This is a genomic window from Pseudonocardia thermophila (assembly GCF_900142365.1).
Taxonomy (GTDB): Bacteria; Actinomycetota; Actinomycetes; order Mycobacteriales; family Pseudonocardiaceae; genus Pseudonocardia; species Pseudonocardia thermophila.
In genome coordinates this window covers 1-14,259 of sequence record NZ_FRAP01000010.1, presented here as the reverse complement: position 1 = coordinate 14,259, position 14,259 = coordinate 1, and the positions used below count along the sequence as shown (strand labels likewise).

The following is a 14,259-nucleotide window of genomic DNA, read 5'->3' as shown; positions in this document are numbered from 1 at the left end:
TACATTGGACAGGTGACCACCAGCGTGCGCGACGGGCTGCCGCGCGCCACCGCGCGCCTGGCCAGGCGCGTCGCCGCGGGCGAGTCCCCGTTGGGCAAGGCCCGCCGCGTCCGCCGGATGCTGCGCACCCTCGCCGCCACCCACCCCGACGCGCACTGCGAGCTCGACTTCACCACGCCGCTCGAGCTGGCCGTTGCCACGATCCTGTCGGCGCAGAGCACCGACAAGCTCGTCAACCAGGTCACGCCGGCGCTGTTCCGGCGCTACCGCACCGCGCTGGACTACGCCCAGGCCGACCGGGTCGAGCTGGAGGAGATGATCCACTCCACCGGCTTCTTCCGGAACAAGGCGGCCGCACTCATCGGGCTCGGCGCCGCCCTCGTGGACAAGCACGGCGGTGAGGTGCCCTCGACCCTCGACGAGCTCGTCGCGCTGCCCGGCATCGGGCGCAAGACCGCGAACGTGATCCTGGGCAACGCGTTCGGCGTCCCCGGCATCACCGTCGACACCCACTTCGGCCGGCTCGTGCGCCGCTGGGGCTGGACCGATCTGGAGGACCCGGTGAAGGTCGAGCACGCGGTGGGCGCGCTCGTGCCCAAGCGGGACTGGACGATCGTGTCCCACCAGGTGATCTTCCACGGCCGCCGGGTGTGCCACGCCAAGAAGCCGGCCTGCGGGGCGTGCACGCTGGCCGCGGACTGCCCGTCGTTCGGGCTCGGCCCGATCGAGCTGGAGCCGGCGGCCGCGCTCGTGAAGGGCCCCTCGCGCCCGCACCTGCTCGCGATGGTCGGGATCACCGACGCCGAACCGGGTGCCGATGCGCCGTGACCGACCCGGAGACCCGGACCGGTCCGCGCCGGTCCGAGATCGTCGCCACCGTGGTCGTCGTCGTGCTCGTCGCGATCGGGGTGTTCGCGCTGTGGCCGCGCAGCTCCCCACCCCGCTCGGCCGACCCGGCGCCCGGGCCCGACGTCACCGCGCTGCGGGCCGCAGCCGATCTCCCGGCGTGCCCGGCCGGGACCGCGACCCCGGCCGGGCCGCTGGCCGGCGTCACCGCCACCTGCCTGGGTGACGGCGGCAGCGTCGATCTCGGGTCCGCGCTGGCCGGCCGGACGACGCTGGTGAACCTGTGGGCGTCGTGGTGCGGGCCGTGCCGCGCGGAGCTGCCCGCGCTCGCCGAGTACGCGGCCCGCCCCGACGCGGTGCCCGTGCTCCTGGTCGACGTGCGCGACGCCGACGAGCCCGCCCTGCAGCTGCTCACCGATCTCGGGGTGCGGCTGCCGGCGGTGACCGATCCCGACGGCGCGGTGCCGGCCGCGCTGCGCTCCCCGCCCGGCCTGCCGTTGACCTACCTGGTCCGTCCCGACGGCAGTGCCGCGCTCGTGGACCCGCCGATCCCGTTCACCAGCGCCGACGAGGTGGCCGCTGCCGTGGCGAGGCTGTCATGAGCACCGCCCGTGACAGCCGCCCGTCCCCCGCGCTGCGACCCGACCTGGCGCCCGACTGGCTGCGCCCGCTGCTGGCCGGCACGCGCACGCTGCGCCCCGGGCAGATCGGCACGCAGCGGATTCCGCCGCCGGTCTCGGGCGGCCGGCGAGCCGCCGTCCTGATCGCGTTCGGGGAGGGGCAGCACGGCCCGGACCTGCTGCTCGTCGAGCGCGCCGCCACCCTGCGCGACCACGCCGGGCAGGTCGCGTTCCCCGGCGGCAGCGCCGACCCGCAGGACGCCGACGCGGTGGCGACCGCGCTGCGGGAGGCGGAGGAGGAGACCGGCCTCGACCCGAGCGGCGTGGTGCCGCTGGTTCAGCTGCCGGATCTGTACATCCCGCGGTCGCGGTTCGTCGTGTCACCGGTGGTCGGGCACTGGGCGCGGCCGGTCGCGGTGCGCGCCGTCGACCCGGGCGAGACCGCCTCGGTGGTGCGCGTGCCGGTGGAGGAGCTCGCCGACCCGGCGAACCGGTTCTCGGTCGCGCACCCGTCCGGCTACACCGGACCCGCGTTCGCCGTGTCCGGGCTGCTCGTGTGGGGCTTCACGGGGGGTTTGCTCTCCGCCCTGTTGGATCTGGGAGGGTGGGCGCGCCCGTGGGACGCCGCGGTCGTCCGCCCGCTCGACGAAGCGTGGTCCTGGGCGAGACGGGTGCATCAGGAGGTCGACGGCAGGTGAGTTGGGTCGACCTGGTGGTGATCGGCCTGGCGGTGATCGCCGCGGTCTCCGGGTGGCGCCACGGCCTCGCCGTGGCCGCGCTGTCGTTCATCGGTGTGCTCGGCGGCGCGATCATCGGGGTCCGGCTCGCCCCCGTCCTGGCGTCCGGCGTCGAGAACGAGACGATGCGGGTCATCGTCAGCATCGCCGTCGTCGTGCTGCTCGTCGCGCTGGGGGAGACCACGGGGGTGTTCCTCGGCCGGCGCATCCGCGACCGGATCACCGGCGAGCACGTCCTGACCGTCGACTCCTCGCTGGGGTCGATCCTGCAGGCCATCACGGTCGTGCTGGCGGCGTGGCTGGTCGCGCTGCCGCTGGCGTCGGCCAGCTTCCCCGCGCTCGCCGCGGGGGTGCGCGGCTCGCAGGTGCTGCGCGCGGTCGACGGGATGATGCCGGAAGGCGCCAAACAGCTGCCGGACGAGCTGCGCAGGCTCCTCGACAACTCCGGGTTCCCGGACGTCCTCAGCCCGTTCGCGCAGACCCCGGTCACCGAGATCGGACCACCCAACCCGGCGCTCGCGAAGAGCTCCGCGGTGCGGGAGGTGCGCGCGAGCGTGATGAAGGTGCGGGCGAAGGCGCCCTCGTGCCAGCGGCAGATGGAGGGCACCGGGTTCATCATCGGCCCGCGACTGGTCATGACCAACGCGCACGTCGTCGCGGGCTCGTCGTCCGCGCTGGTCGAGGCGACCGGCGGGCGCGATCTCGCCGCGGACGTCGTCTACTACGACCCGCAGATCGATCTCGCCGTACTGCGGGTGGGTCGCGCGCTGGGCGCCGACCCGCTGGAGTTCGAGCCGACCCCGGTCAAAGCCGGCGACGACGCGATCGTCCTCGGCTACCCGCTCGACGGCGAGTTCACGGTCACCCCGGCCCGGGTGCGGCAGGCGATCAAGCTGAAGGGCCCGGACATCTACGAGACCGGCGAGGTCGTCCGCGATGTGCTCACCATTCGGGCGAAGGTGCAGAGCGGCAACTCCGGCGGCCCGATGATCGCCCCGAGCGGGAAGGTCACCGGCGTGGTCTTCGGCGCCGCGGTCGACGACCCGGAGACCGGCTTCGTCCTCAGCGTCGAGCAGGTCCTGCCGGCGGTGCAGTACGCGCTGAACCTGGGCAGCTCACCGGCGAAGATCGACACCGGGGAGTGCGCGGCCTGACGCGGCAGCGAGCCGCGCGTGCGGCCCGGCGAGTCGCGGGACTCGCCGTCGGAGCCACCACCCGGTCTCCCTCGAGCACCGCCGTTCAGTCGTCGTCCCAGTCCCCGCCCTCGTCCCAATCCCCGCCCTCGTCCCAGTCCCCGCGCTCGTCCCAGTCCCCGCCGTCGTCTTCGTCGCTGTCGCCGGCCCGCCCGTGGTCGCCATCGCCGCCGGCCCAGTGGCGGTCATCGCCTTCCCGGTCGTCATCGCCGTCGGTCCAGCCGCCGTCGTCCGCGTCGTGGCTGGCGTTCCGGTCGCCGTCGTGGCTGTCGCGGCCACCCGCCCGGTCGCCCCCGCCCGCGTGGTTCCAGCCGCCCCCGTGGTTCCAGCCGCCCTCGTCCCCGCCGTCGTGGTCGTCCTCGTCGCCGTGGTGGTCCCAGCGGTCGCCGTCGTCGTCATCGCCGCCGGTCCAGCGGTCGTGGCCGGCGTCGCCGTGGTGGTCCCAGCTGCGGTCGTGGTGGTCCTCGCCGCCGTCGCCGGTCCAGCCACCGCGGGAGCCGCTGCCGTGGCCGTCTCCACCGCGGCCGCGCTCGCCCCAGCGGTCCTCACCACCGGAGCGCTTCCCGCCACCGTGATCGCTCCCGCGGCTCTCCTCGGAGCCGAGCTCGCGCGGCTCACCACCGGTGTACCCGGCGTACTTCTCCAGCGCGGTCCGCGCGGCCGCTTCCCACCGCTCGTCGTCCATGTGCTCGCGCAGCCCGACGGAGCCGGCGAGATCGGGGTTCTTCGCGGCCCAGTGCTTCATCACCGCGACGGCGCGATCGACCAGCACGTCGTCGGAGCCCCGGCTCGACTCCTCGCGGTGCGCCTCCTGCACGTTCGACGGCGCCGGCTGAAGGGCCCGCGGGCCGGTGACGCGGTCCCGGCTCGGCTCCGGCTGGACGCGCTCGCTCCGTGACTCCGGTTCGAACACCTCGGGCTCGTCCGACCCCGACTCCCCGGGCTCGTCGTCCACGTCGCTCGGGCTGACGATCGCCGACGCGGCGCCCGCGACCGGTTGCAGCGCCGGGCCGGCCTGGACCGCCCCGGCGGTCCGTTCGGCGATGCGGGCTGCCTTCCCCCGAGGACGCGACGACGCGGCAGCCGCCGCAGGTTCGGGTTCCTCCGGTTCGGGACCGTCGAGGACGTCGACGAAGACGTCGACGGTCCGCTCCACCACATCGCCCACCGGCCCCGGACCGGGTGTCTTCGGCGCGGTCGACGGCTGCGCCGGAGCAGGGGGCGCCGGCTCCCCGGTCAGCACCCGACCGAGCCCGTCGGTGACCGTGTCCACCGCCTCCCCGAGCCGGCCGGCCGCCTTCTCCAAGCCGTCGGCCGCCTCCTCGAGCACCCCACCGGGAGCCGGCTCGTCGGGCGGCTCGAGAGGCAGCAGGCGCGACTCGGGATCGTCACCCGGCGCACCCGTCGTGTGGGAGGGCCCGCGGCGATCGGTGGACTCCCGGGCCGACGCGAGCACCGACGGCGGCGTGAACGGGCGGTCCTCCTCGGACTGGTCCTCCTCGCCGTCCGCCTCCGGGTCCTCCACCAGGCGGAGGACGGCGGCAGCGAGTTCCTGGGAGCGCTCGTCGGGCTCCGGCAGCGGGCTGCTCTTCGCCGACCGGGCACCCTCCTCGAGCCGTTCGAGATCCTCCTTCTTGGCGTCGCGGTGCCGCTCCAGCAGCGCGCGCTGCCGGTGCAGCGTGGCGAGGGCCTCGGCCTGGTCCTGGGTCCGGGTCGGTGTCGAGGACTCCTCCAGGACCTCGTCGAGATCGTCGAGCTGACGCTCGGCCTCGGCGAGCTCGGACGCCGCCGCGTCGACCTGCGTGACGGTCGTGACCTGCGACTTCAGCACCGCCTGCTGCTGCAGCAGCAGCTTCTTGCGCTGCTTCAGCCGGACGACCGGCTCGGGCGGCGTCCGCCCGGCGTACCGGGGCGCCAGCCGCGTCTCGTACGTGGCCTCCGCCTGTGCGATCGCGTCCAGCGCGCGGCCGATCGCAGCCAGCCGCACCTCGGCCTCGGAGACCCACTGCACGTTGGAGGCCAACGGCTCCTCCACCGGTCGCGGCGGCGGGAACGAGCCGGTCACGCCGATCCAGCCCGCCGCGGACGCGACGATCCCGGTGACCCCGACGATCGCGACGAGCTGCCTGCGCCGCCGGGCGGCCCGACCGAGCCGTTCCCGCAGCGAGTCGGCGACGGAGCGCCGCTCGGCAGGCTCGGCCGGCTGCTCGCGGATCCCGGGCGGCAGCGCGAGCGGCGCCCGCTGCGGGTCCGTCCGCACCGGGGGAGGAACGATCTCGGCACGGCCGTTGACCATCAGCGGCGCGAGCACGCTCGCCGCCGCCACGGGTGGCAGCCCTTGCTCGCGGCGCCGCCGCCGGTTGATCGTGCGCGCTTTCGCACGGTGCTCCGGGGAGCAGTACCGCCGGGCCGGCCGGCCCGGGGTGGTCGGCGGGAGCGCCGCTTCGCATCCCGGCAGCGCGCACAGAGACTCGTCCACCCGATCCCCCCTCGCCGTGGATCTCCGCTCATCGGCGATCGACGTCCCCCGTCGACCGGATCGCGCTGCGCTCCCCCGCCAGGCGCACAATCTTCATCCGAACGCGGGACCATACCGACCATCCACATCGGATGTCAGCCGTTCCGGAGAACTCGACGTACCAGATGAATCGGCACGTCGGGGCCCACACGCGCCCCGATCGGAGGATATCGCGCTCCGTAGGCGAAAACCAGTCCGCGATTACACCCGGACGGAGCAGCACCGTGTCACCTCGGTGACGGACCTAGCTCACCGATCCGCTGCTGGGGAGGGTCCGGTTCCCGCGGATCCGCCGCTATGCTCGCCCGACGACTGCGCGCCGGCGGCGTGCTCTCGACGACCGAGGTGACGCCCATGCGTGCGGTAGGGATGTTGGCAGCGGTCCTGGTCCTGACGTCCGCGTGCGCGGCGGCCCCGACCGCCGCCGCGCAGCCCGATCTGGCGGCCGAGCTGGACCGGGTGATCGAGAAGCGCCTGACGCAGATGGGCGCGCCGGGGGCGATCGTGAGCCTGTCGATCCCCGGTGAGATCGACTACGTGAAGGCGTTCGGCACGGCTGATCCCGCGACCGGTGCGCCGATGGAGGTAGCCGATCACCACCGGATCGGGAGCGTCACGAAGACCTTCACCGGCACAGCGGTCCTGCGGCTGGTCGACCAGGGCCGGATCGCGCTGAGTGACCCGATCTCCCGCTACGTCGACGGCGTCCCGTCCGGCGACCAGATCACGCTCGACATGCTGGGCCGGATGCGCAGCGGGCTGGCCGACTACACCCAGGCCCCGCAGTTCCTCGAACGGCTGTACCGCGAGTCGCCGCAGGGACCCGACGCGTTCCCGATGACGCACCGGGAGATGCTCGACATCGCGTTCGCCCTGCCGCTGAACTTCCCGCCGGGCAGCCGCTACGAGTACTCCAACACCAACACCGTGCTGCTCGCGATGGTGGTGGAGCGCGTCTCCGGCACGTCGATGGGGCAGTTCCTGCAGACCGAGGTGTTCGCCCCGCTCGGGCTCACGGACACCAGCTATCCGAGCGACGGTCGGCTGCCCGAGCCGTTCGCGCACGGCTTCAACGAAGCACCGGGCGGCACGGTGGTCGACACGACGTTCTGGAACCCGTCGTGGGCCGACGCCGCCGGCAAGATCGTCTCGACGATCGACGACGTCCGCACGTGGACGCGGGCGCTGGGCACCGGGGCGCTGCTGGAGCCGGAGACGCAGGCTGCGCGGATCAGGGACGGGCTGGAGGTCGTGGCCGGGGTCGACTACGCATTCGCGATCTTCGACGCGCAGGGCTGGCTCGGCCACAACGGCGACATCCCGGGCTACGCGACGGTCGCGGTCCACCTCCCGGAGAAGGACGCGACCCTGGTCGTGTTCGTCAACTCCGACGTACCCGAACCGCACTCGGCCGGCCAGATCGCCTACGTCGTGACGCGCCTGGTCACCCCGGACAACGTCTACGAGCTGGGCCCGCAGCCGCCGGACGAGTGATCGGGACGAGTTCTCCGGAACGCCCACGAACGAGTGGGTCCCCGGGCTAGCGTCCCGGCTCGTGCGCAGCCCGACCACTCCCCGATCGCGTCCCGCTCGGCGGGCGCGGCGCGCGTTCTGCGCCGGGGCGGTCACCGCGCTCGCGCTGGGCGGCAGCGTCAGCGGGGCACCCGCCGCAGCGGCGGCCCCGCCCGACTGCACGTGGTCGCCGCGCGCCCAGCGCGTCCTGGACGGACTGCTGACCAGCGCGGATCCCCGCCGGGACCGGCTCGTCCCCGCCCTGCGGACGGCGCTGGCCCGCTGCCCCGCCCCGCGCCCGTACTTCCAGCGGGCCGACTGGTTGTGGGAGCCGATCGTCACCGATCCGGTGCTCGATCCCGACTCCGCGGGCATGGTCGCCGATCTCGCGTCCGGCGACGAGTACATCGCGAACATCGGCGACTTCGGCGTCACCCTCGTCGGCCCGGAACGGATCACCGACCGCACGCCGCGCTTCACCGTCGACCCGAGCCAGTACGGGCCCACCCTGCGCGACGTCCCGATCCCCGAGGGCACCGAGATCGCCCCGGGCTCCGACGGCCACCTCGCCGTCGCTGATCCGGTCACCGGCACGGTCTTCAACTTCTGGATCGCCCGCCCGGACGGCGACGGCTGGACGGCCGCAGGCGGCGCGGCCACCGATCTCACCGGGGACGGCCGTGAGACCAGCGGCGGCACCTCCACCGGCTCCAACATCGCCCGGTTCGCCGCCGTCGTGCGGATCAGCGAGATCGCGCAGGGCGTCATCCCGCACGCGCTGTTCTTCTCCACCGACATGGCCGCGGAGGGCGAGTGCCGCTACCCCGCCGCCAAGACCGACGGCAGCAACATGGCCGGGGTCGACCACCCGATCCCCGAGGGCTCCCGCATCCAGCTCGATCCCGCCGTCGACGTCGACGCCCTCGACGCCTCGCCCGCCGCCGAGGTGATCGCCCGCGCCCTGCAGACCTACGGCGCTTACGTCGGCGACAACGGCGGTGCCCGGATCGCGTTCCTGTTCGAGTACGGCCCGCACGACCCGGTCTACCGGGACGCCGGCCTGGTCGGCGGGTTCGCGCCGCTCGACGGCATCCCGTGGGACCGGCTGCGCGTTCTCGCCGCCTGGGACGGCACCACCGGCGGCGGCGAGTGCGCGGGGGCCGAGTGATGCGCCGCCTCGCCGTCTGCACCGCCGTGGCTCTGGCCGTCACGGCCTGGTCGGGCACCGCCCACGCCGAGCCCGCCGACTGCTCGTGGGCCGAGACGGCGTCGCGGCTGCTCACGAAGCTGCGGCAGGCCGGTGACCCGCAGGCCGGGGCGGGCATCCGGACCCGGCTGCTGGAGCTCGGCTTCGGCGCGGACGGGTCCCCGCCGGCCCGCTGCACCACCACCCGAGGTGGGGAAGATCCGCTGCAGGGCGTACCCGAGCGCGGCATCTTCGCCGGCCCCGGCACCGGCGAGGTGATCACCGTCGGCCCCGGTGAGTCGATCGGCGCGGCGAACCCAGAGCCCGGGGACGTCGTGGAGATCGCCGCCGGTACCTACGCCGCCTTCACCCCGACCAGCGGGGCCGACGGCGCCTACGTCACCTACCGCGCCGCTCCCGGCGCCGAGGTCGTCATCACCGGCGGCGGCGACGGCATCCTCGACCTGCAGGGCGCCTCCTGGGTCCACCTCGACGGGCTGACGGTGCGCGACGCCGGCCGCTTCGCCATCCAGATCACCGACTCCGACCACATCGCGATCACCGACTGCGAGATCGACGGCTCCCAGGACGGCGGCATGCGCATCTACGGCTCCCGCTACATCCACGTCGAGGGCTGCGACGTGCACGGCACCAACGCCAAAGGCACCTCCGCCGACAGCGAGGCCCTCTCCCTGGAGCAGGTCGACACCTTCGAGGTGCTCAACAACCGCGTCCACGACAACGGCGAAGAGGGCATCGACGTCAAGTACGGCAGCACCAACGGCGCGGTGCACCACAACGCCGCCTGGGGCAACCGCGGCCCCAACATCTACCTCGACGGCGCCTCGGCCGTCGACGTCCACCACAACTGGGCGTGGGCCACCACCGAGAGCAGCAAGCCCGGGATCATGCTCGCCGCCGAGTCGCAGTGGTCCGACGGGAACATCTCCGACATCACCGTCCGCGACAACGTCGTGTGGGGCAACGCCGGCGGCGGCATCACGCTCTGGGAAGGCGACTTCTCCGGCATCACGATCATCGACAACGTCTTCGGCGACGGCGACAGCCCACCTGAGGGCGGCCCGGACGGTGTCGGGATCAGCGGCAACACCACCGGCCCGATCCCCGGCGGGATCGCGTCCATCACCGGCGACAGCGGTGACAGCACGTCCGGCCGCCGCAGCGCGGGATCCGGCGACGAGGAGGACCAGTGATGCCCGGACCGACCGACCTGATCGGCCTCCTCCTCGCCGCGGTGCTGGGCGCGGCGCCGCTCGCGGTGGCGCCCGCCGCGCCAGTCGCGTGCTCGACGAGCACCGGGTCGAGCACGTCGTGGGAGCAGGACGCCCGCGACCTCGCCCGGTTGCTCGCCGACGTGGACGACGCCGAGGTCGCTGCTCTGCGCGCGGAGCTGGAACGTGCCGGGTTCGGGCCCGCGGGGGACGAGCCGGAGGTCGCCCCGGCCGCCGCCGATGCGTGGCGATCGCTGCTCGCCGAGCTCCTCGACGCGCTGCGCGGCGCCACCGACCCGCAGGCGCGCGCCCTGGCCAGGTCCCTCGACGCGCTGCAGATCCGGCCGCCGGTGGCGGCGGTCGCGCCCATGGCGGAGGACGAGGAGGACGAGGACGAGGCCTCGGCCCGGCCGTCCGCCTCGGCTCGATCGTCTGCCTCGGCGCGCGCTGGAACCGGCGGGCGTGCGAGCGTCGCGTGCACCACCACCGACGAGGACGGCACCGTTACCAGGGAGCGGGCAGCCACACCCGGCACGCGATCGGCCGTTCCCACCACGCGGCCGCCGAGCAGCACCCGCGCCCCGGCGCGGACCGCCGAGCCCACCCCGAGCTCGACCAGGATGCCCACGCCCCGCACCACGGTGCCCGTCGATGAGCCGATCAACCCCGCGCCGCACACCGAGCTCCCCGGCACGAGGCCCGGCTGCGCGTCGAACCAGCAGGCGGCCGCGGTGGTGCCGCCCGCGGTCTGGCGCCCGATCGCCCAGGCACTGGCGACCGCACTCACCGGCAACACCGACCCTCAGGCGGTGGCGCTCGCCGCCGATCTCGCCGAGCACGGGTTCGCGCCCCAGCAAGCGGAGGCCGAGACCCGACCGGCCGCGGTTCCCCGGACCCCGACCGGCACCGCCGACCTGTGCGGGCTCGTCGTCGCCGTCGTACCGCTGACCAGCGGGACCGCACGATGACCGCCCCGTACCGCGGCGGCGACTTCTTCGTCCCCGCCGACGATCCGCCGCCACAGACGCCGCAGGAGCGCCCGCTGCCGACCGTCCGTCCCACGCCGTCCGGCAGCCTGTTCCTCCCCGCAGGGGTCCGCCCCGCGGACGACTCCCCGCGCCCCATCGGCTGGGCGTTCGGCCGGGCGACCGGCCCTGATCCCGATGACGATGACGACGAGGGCGGCGGCGAGGACGAGGATCCGGAACCGGCGCTCTGGCTCCCGGGCCCGCTGCCGGCCTGGCCGTCCCGCCCGGTACGGCCCGATCAGGAGCCGAAGCCGCGCCCCCGGATGCTGCCCACCCGACCCCAGAGAAGGGAACGCGCCCCACGGCCCGCCGTCGACTGGCGCGGCCGGCCGGTCGCCCCGGGCCTCACGTCGGACGCGGTGGTGCGGCGGCGCCCGGCCCGGCCCGGACCCGGTTGGCGCCGCGTGGTGTTCGACCTGACCGGCGGCCGCTGGAACCCCGGCCCCGGCGCGATCGCGGCGGCCCGGTCCGAGCGGCTGCGGCAGATCCGGCGCCCGCTGCGCGACTGCCACCGGATCGCGGTGCTGTCGGTGAAGGGCGGGGTCGGCAAGACGACGGTGACCGCGATGCTCGGGCTGACGTTCGCGCAGCTGCGCGGCGACCGCGTCCTCGCGATCGACGCGAACCCGGACCTGGGCACCCTGGCCGACCGGCTCACCGGTGACACCGAGGTCGGTATGCAGCACCTGCTCGACTTCCTGTCCGACCGGCCCGCGTTCTCGATCGGCGACATCGAATCGTTCATGAGCACCACCGAACGCCTGCACGTGCTGGCCGGCAGCCAGGAACCCGGCCACGGCTCGGCGTTCACCCCCGACGAGTACGAGGAGGCGATCGAGGCGCTGTCCAGCTGCTACACCGTGCTGGTCATCGACACCGGCACCGGCCTGTCGCACGCTGCGCTGGCCGGTGTCCTCGCCACCACCCACGGCGTGGTGATCGTCGGGGAACCGACCGTCGACGCCGCCAGCCGCGCCTCGATGACCCTCGACTGGCTGGCCGGCAGCGGCTATCCGCAGCTCGCTGCGGATGCGATCGTCGTGATGAGCCAGGACCGCGGCTGCGCCGAGATCGACGAGCGCGTGATCCGCGAGCACTTCGGACCCCGCTGCGCGGCCGTCGTCGACGTCCCGGCCGATCCACATCTCGGCACCGGCGGCCGCATCGACGTCGCAGCGTGCCAGCCGGCCACGATCGAGGCGTTCGAGGAGCTGGCCGCTGCGGTCACCGCCGCGTTCCCGGAGCCGGGCCCGCGCCGCCGTCCCCGGGAGGGCCGGTAGATGCAGGTCCGGACCGACGACGACGTGTACCGGGTCGACGCCGTGTGGCTCGGCCCGCCGAAGCTGACGTTCCCGTGGCGAGCCCGCTACGTCTCCTACGCGCTGGCGCTCGCGGTGCTGGTGCTGGTCATGGCCGTGCAGCGGCAGCTCGGCATCCCGTTCGGGGTCCTCTCGACGCTGTGGGCTCTGCTCGTCACGGTCGTCGTGGTGCGGCTGGTCGGCCGGCACGTCGACGACGAGCGGCCACTGGTCCACCTGGTGGTCTCCTGGTGGGCCGATGTCCGCACGCCACGGGGCCGGCGATGACGGCCCTGCCCACGCAGCCGCGGCCGGCGCTGCGCGGCGTCTCGGGCAACCTCACCCGCACCGACCGGTGCACGACCGCGTGGTTCCGGCTGGGGCTGCATCCGTGGAGCTTCCGCGGGGACGCCGAGCGGGAGCGGCTGATCGAGCTGGTCGCCTGCCAGCTCGGCGCGCTCGCCGGGCGGCGCCTGCGGCTGCGCGTGACCAGCCGCCCCTACCCGGTCCGCGGCTGGGCCGAGACCACCCACGCGAACGCCGTCGACCGGCCCGCCGCCCCGCCGGGTGCGTTGTCGTGGCCGCGGTTCCTGGAAGGCGAGCAGCAGCACCTCGCCGCGACCGAACCGGTGGAGAAACAGGTCTTCCTCGGCGTCGACCTGCCCACCCGGTCGCGGCTGCGCCGCCGGGGTCGCGCGCTGTCCCTCGCAGAACTGACCGAGCTGCTCAGCGGCCCCGGCCTGGCGGCGCACCCGGCCACGGCCGGCGAACTGGTGTGGTTGGTGGCGCGCTCGCTCGGGCTCGGGCTGCCGGCGATGCCGGTGCCGGGGCTGCCGGCGGATGCCCAGATCGGAGAGCGGGAGCTGCTGACGCTGACCGGGCGGGTGGCGGTGTGCGCGGAGCCGGGTGCGGCCACGTTGACCGTGCTCGGTCAGGACGGGGACGGGGTGCTGCACCGTCGCCGGCTGGCGGTGCTGACGGTCGGCCCGATGCAGCCGCTGCACATCCCCGAGATCGACGACCCGTGGATGCAGCGCACCGATCGGCTGCCGTTCCCCGTGGAGTGGTCGGCCCGGTTCACGGTGCGCCGCGCCGAGGACGTGACCGGGGAACTGCGCCGCCAGCTGGGCAAGGTCCGTTCACAGATGCGCCACTACGTGCTCGACCACGGAGAACAACCCCCGGACTCGCTGGCCCGCGCCGCCGACCAGGTGCTCGCCATCGAGGACCAGCTCGCCGCCGGCCTGACCCGCATGCACACCCGCGTCGCCGGCTGGTGGCGCATCGCCGTCACCGGCACCGACGAGGCCGAGACCGCCGCCCGCGTCCAGCAGGTGATCGAGCTCTACCGGCCCCAGGTCGCCCTCGACCGACCCCGCGGCCAGTTCCGGCTCGCCCGCGAGTTCGTGCCCGGCGAACCGATCGCGTCCACCGGGCACCGCCGCCGCGGCTCGGTCACCTGGGTCGCCGCCGCCGTGCCCACCGCCACCGCCCGCGTCGGCGACGACCACGGAGTGCTGCTCGGCCGCACCACCACCGCCACCCGCCGCCCGGTCGCGTGGGATCCCTGGCTGGCCCAGGAACACCACCAGCGCTCCGGGCTCACCGCGATCGTCGGCGGACCGGGCAGCGGCAAGAGCACCCTCGTCGGCACGATCGTGCACAAGACCCTGCTCGCCGGTGCCCGCTGGACCGTCCTCGACCCGTCCGGACCGCTCGCCGCCCTCACCCGCCTGCCCGAGATCGCCCCGTTCGCCCGCCACATCGACCTCGGGCGCGCCGCGCCCGGCGTCCTCAACCCCTACCGCGTCGTGGCCGAGCCGGTGCTGGTGCGCTTCACCGACACCGTCTCCGCCACCGCCGAGCAGCAGTGGCGCGACGAGCGCCGCGCCACCGCCGCGACCCGCCGCCAGCTCGTCACGCAGGTCCTGCTCGGCCTGCTCCCGCACGACATCACCCGCCTACCGGCCACCCGCATCCGGCTCCAGCAGGCCGTCCGCGAGGTCGGCGGCGGCCCCGACCGGCACCCCGGCCAGGTCATCGACGTGCTGCGCCGGCACGCCCGCGAGGGCGAGGAGCACGCCGGGGT

General features: G+C 74.6%; 11 protein-coding genes and 1 pseudogene. 11 read left to right on the top strand and 1 reads right to left on the bottom strand.

Features of this window, described 5'->3' with window-relative positions; genetic code table 11:
- Positions 1-12: 12 nt before the first annotated feature.
- The 4 genes from nth to BUE41_RS13965 are packed head-to-tail and all read left to right on the top strand — an operon-like array spanning position 13 to position 3,357.
- Positions 13-828 (top strand): endonuclease III, encoded by an 816-nt coding sequence (gene nth / locus BUE41_RS13980; protein WP_407691666.1) that lies wholly within the window; start codon positions 13-15, stop codon positions 826-828.
- Entirely contained in the window at positions 825-1,448 is a 624-nt protein-coding gene (locus BUE41_RS13975) for a TlpA family protein disulfide reductase (protein WP_234997251.1), read from the top strand. Before nth ends, BUE41_RS13975 begins: the two co-directional genes overlap by 4 nt.
- Complete coding sequence (locus BUE41_RS13970) at positions 1,445-2,164, top strand: NUDIX hydrolase (protein WP_073457535.1); 720 nt, start codon at positions 1,445-1,447, stop codon at positions 2,162-2,164. The genes BUE41_RS13975 and BUE41_RS13970 overlap by 4 nt, the downstream gene beginning before the upstream one ends.
- Positions 2,161-3,357 carry a MarP family serine protease gene (locus tag BUE41_RS13965; RefSeq protein ID WP_073457534.1) on the top strand — a complete coding sequence of 399 codons (1,197 nt, stop codon included), beginning with the start codon at positions 2,161-2,163 and terminating at the stop codon, positions 3,355-3,357. The genes BUE41_RS13970 and BUE41_RS13965 overlap by 4 nt, the downstream gene beginning before the upstream one ends.
- 85 nt (positions 3,358-3,442) lie before the next feature.
- Here the strand turns inward: BUE41_RS13965 and BUE41_RS13960 are convergent, their stop codons facing one another.
- Positions 3,443-5,875, bottom strand: a complete 2,433-nt coding sequence (locus BUE41_RS13960; protein ID WP_073457533.1) for a hypothetical protein — start codon at positions 5,873-5,875, stop codon at positions 3,443-3,445.
- Between the two features lie 393 nt (positions 5,876-6,268).
- Between BUE41_RS13960 and BUE41_RS13955 the strand changes: the two genes are divergently transcribed.
- The 7 genes and pseudogenes from BUE41_RS13955 to BUE41_RS13925 all read left to right on the top strand — a co-directional run.
- Positions 6,269-7,408: a serine hydrolase domain-containing protein gene (locus BUE41_RS13955; RefSeq protein ID WP_073457695.1), complete on the top strand. Its 1,140-nt coding sequence runs from the start codon at positions 6,269-6,271 to the stop codon at positions 7,406-7,408.
- Between the two features lie 61 nt (positions 7,409-7,469).
- Positions 7,470-8,594 (top strand): hypothetical protein, encoded by a 1,125-nt coding sequence (locus BUE41_RS30770; protein WP_073457532.1) that lies wholly within the window; start codon positions 7,470-7,472, stop codon positions 8,592-8,594.
- Positions 8,594-9,826: a right-handed parallel beta-helix repeat-containing protein gene (locus BUE41_RS13945; protein ID WP_073457531.1), complete on the top strand. Its 1,233-nt coding sequence runs from the start codon at positions 8,594-8,596 to the stop codon at positions 9,824-9,826. The genes BUE41_RS30770 and BUE41_RS13945 overlap by 1 nt, the downstream gene beginning before the upstream one ends.
- Positions 9,826-10,812, top strand: a complete 987-nt coding sequence (locus BUE41_RS13940; protein WP_143172150.1) for a hypothetical protein — start codon at positions 9,826-9,828, stop codon at positions 10,810-10,812. The genes BUE41_RS13945 and BUE41_RS13940 overlap by 1 nt, the downstream gene beginning before the upstream one ends.
- Complete coding sequence (locus tag BUE41_RS13935; protein WP_073457529.1) at positions 10,809-12,152, top strand: MinD/ParA family ATP-binding protein; 1,344 nt, start codon at positions 10,809-10,811, stop codon at positions 12,150-12,152. The genes BUE41_RS13940 and BUE41_RS13935 overlap by 4 nt, the downstream gene beginning before the upstream one ends.
- Entirely contained in the window at positions 12,153-12,458 is a 306-nt protein-coding gene (locus BUE41_RS13930; protein WP_073457528.1) for a hypothetical protein, read from the top strand.
- A pseudogene (locus tag BUE41_RS13925) lies at positions 12,455-14,259 on the top strand (ATP-binding protein); the annotation flags it as partial. The gene BUE41_RS13930 and the pseudogene BUE41_RS13925, both read left to right, overlap by 4 nt.

Coding starts and splice junctions, on each gene's coding strand:
- BUE41_RS13970 (WP_073457535.1), top strand. CDS start 1,445: ATGAGCACCGCCCGTGACAGCCGCCCGTCCCCCGCGCTGCGACCCGAC.
- BUE41_RS13955 (WP_073457695.1), top strand. CDS start 6,269: ATGCGTGCGGTAGGGATGTTGGCAGCGGTCCTGGTCCTGACGTCCGCG.
- BUE41_RS13945 (WP_073457531.1), top strand. CDS start 8,594: ATGCGCCGCCTCGCCGTCTGCACCGCCGTGGCTCTGGCCGTCACGGCC.
- BUE41_RS13940 (WP_143172150.1), top strand. CDS start 9,826: ATGCCCGGACCGACCGACCTGATCGGCCTCCTCCTCGCCGCGGTGCTG.
- BUE41_RS13935 (WP_073457529.1), top strand. CDS start 10,809: ATGACCGCCCCGTACCGCGGCGGCGACTTCTTCGTCCCCGCCGACGAT.
- BUE41_RS13930 (WP_073457528.1), top strand. CDS start 12,153: ATGCAGGTCCGGACCGACGACGACGTGTACCGGGTCGACGCCGTGTGG.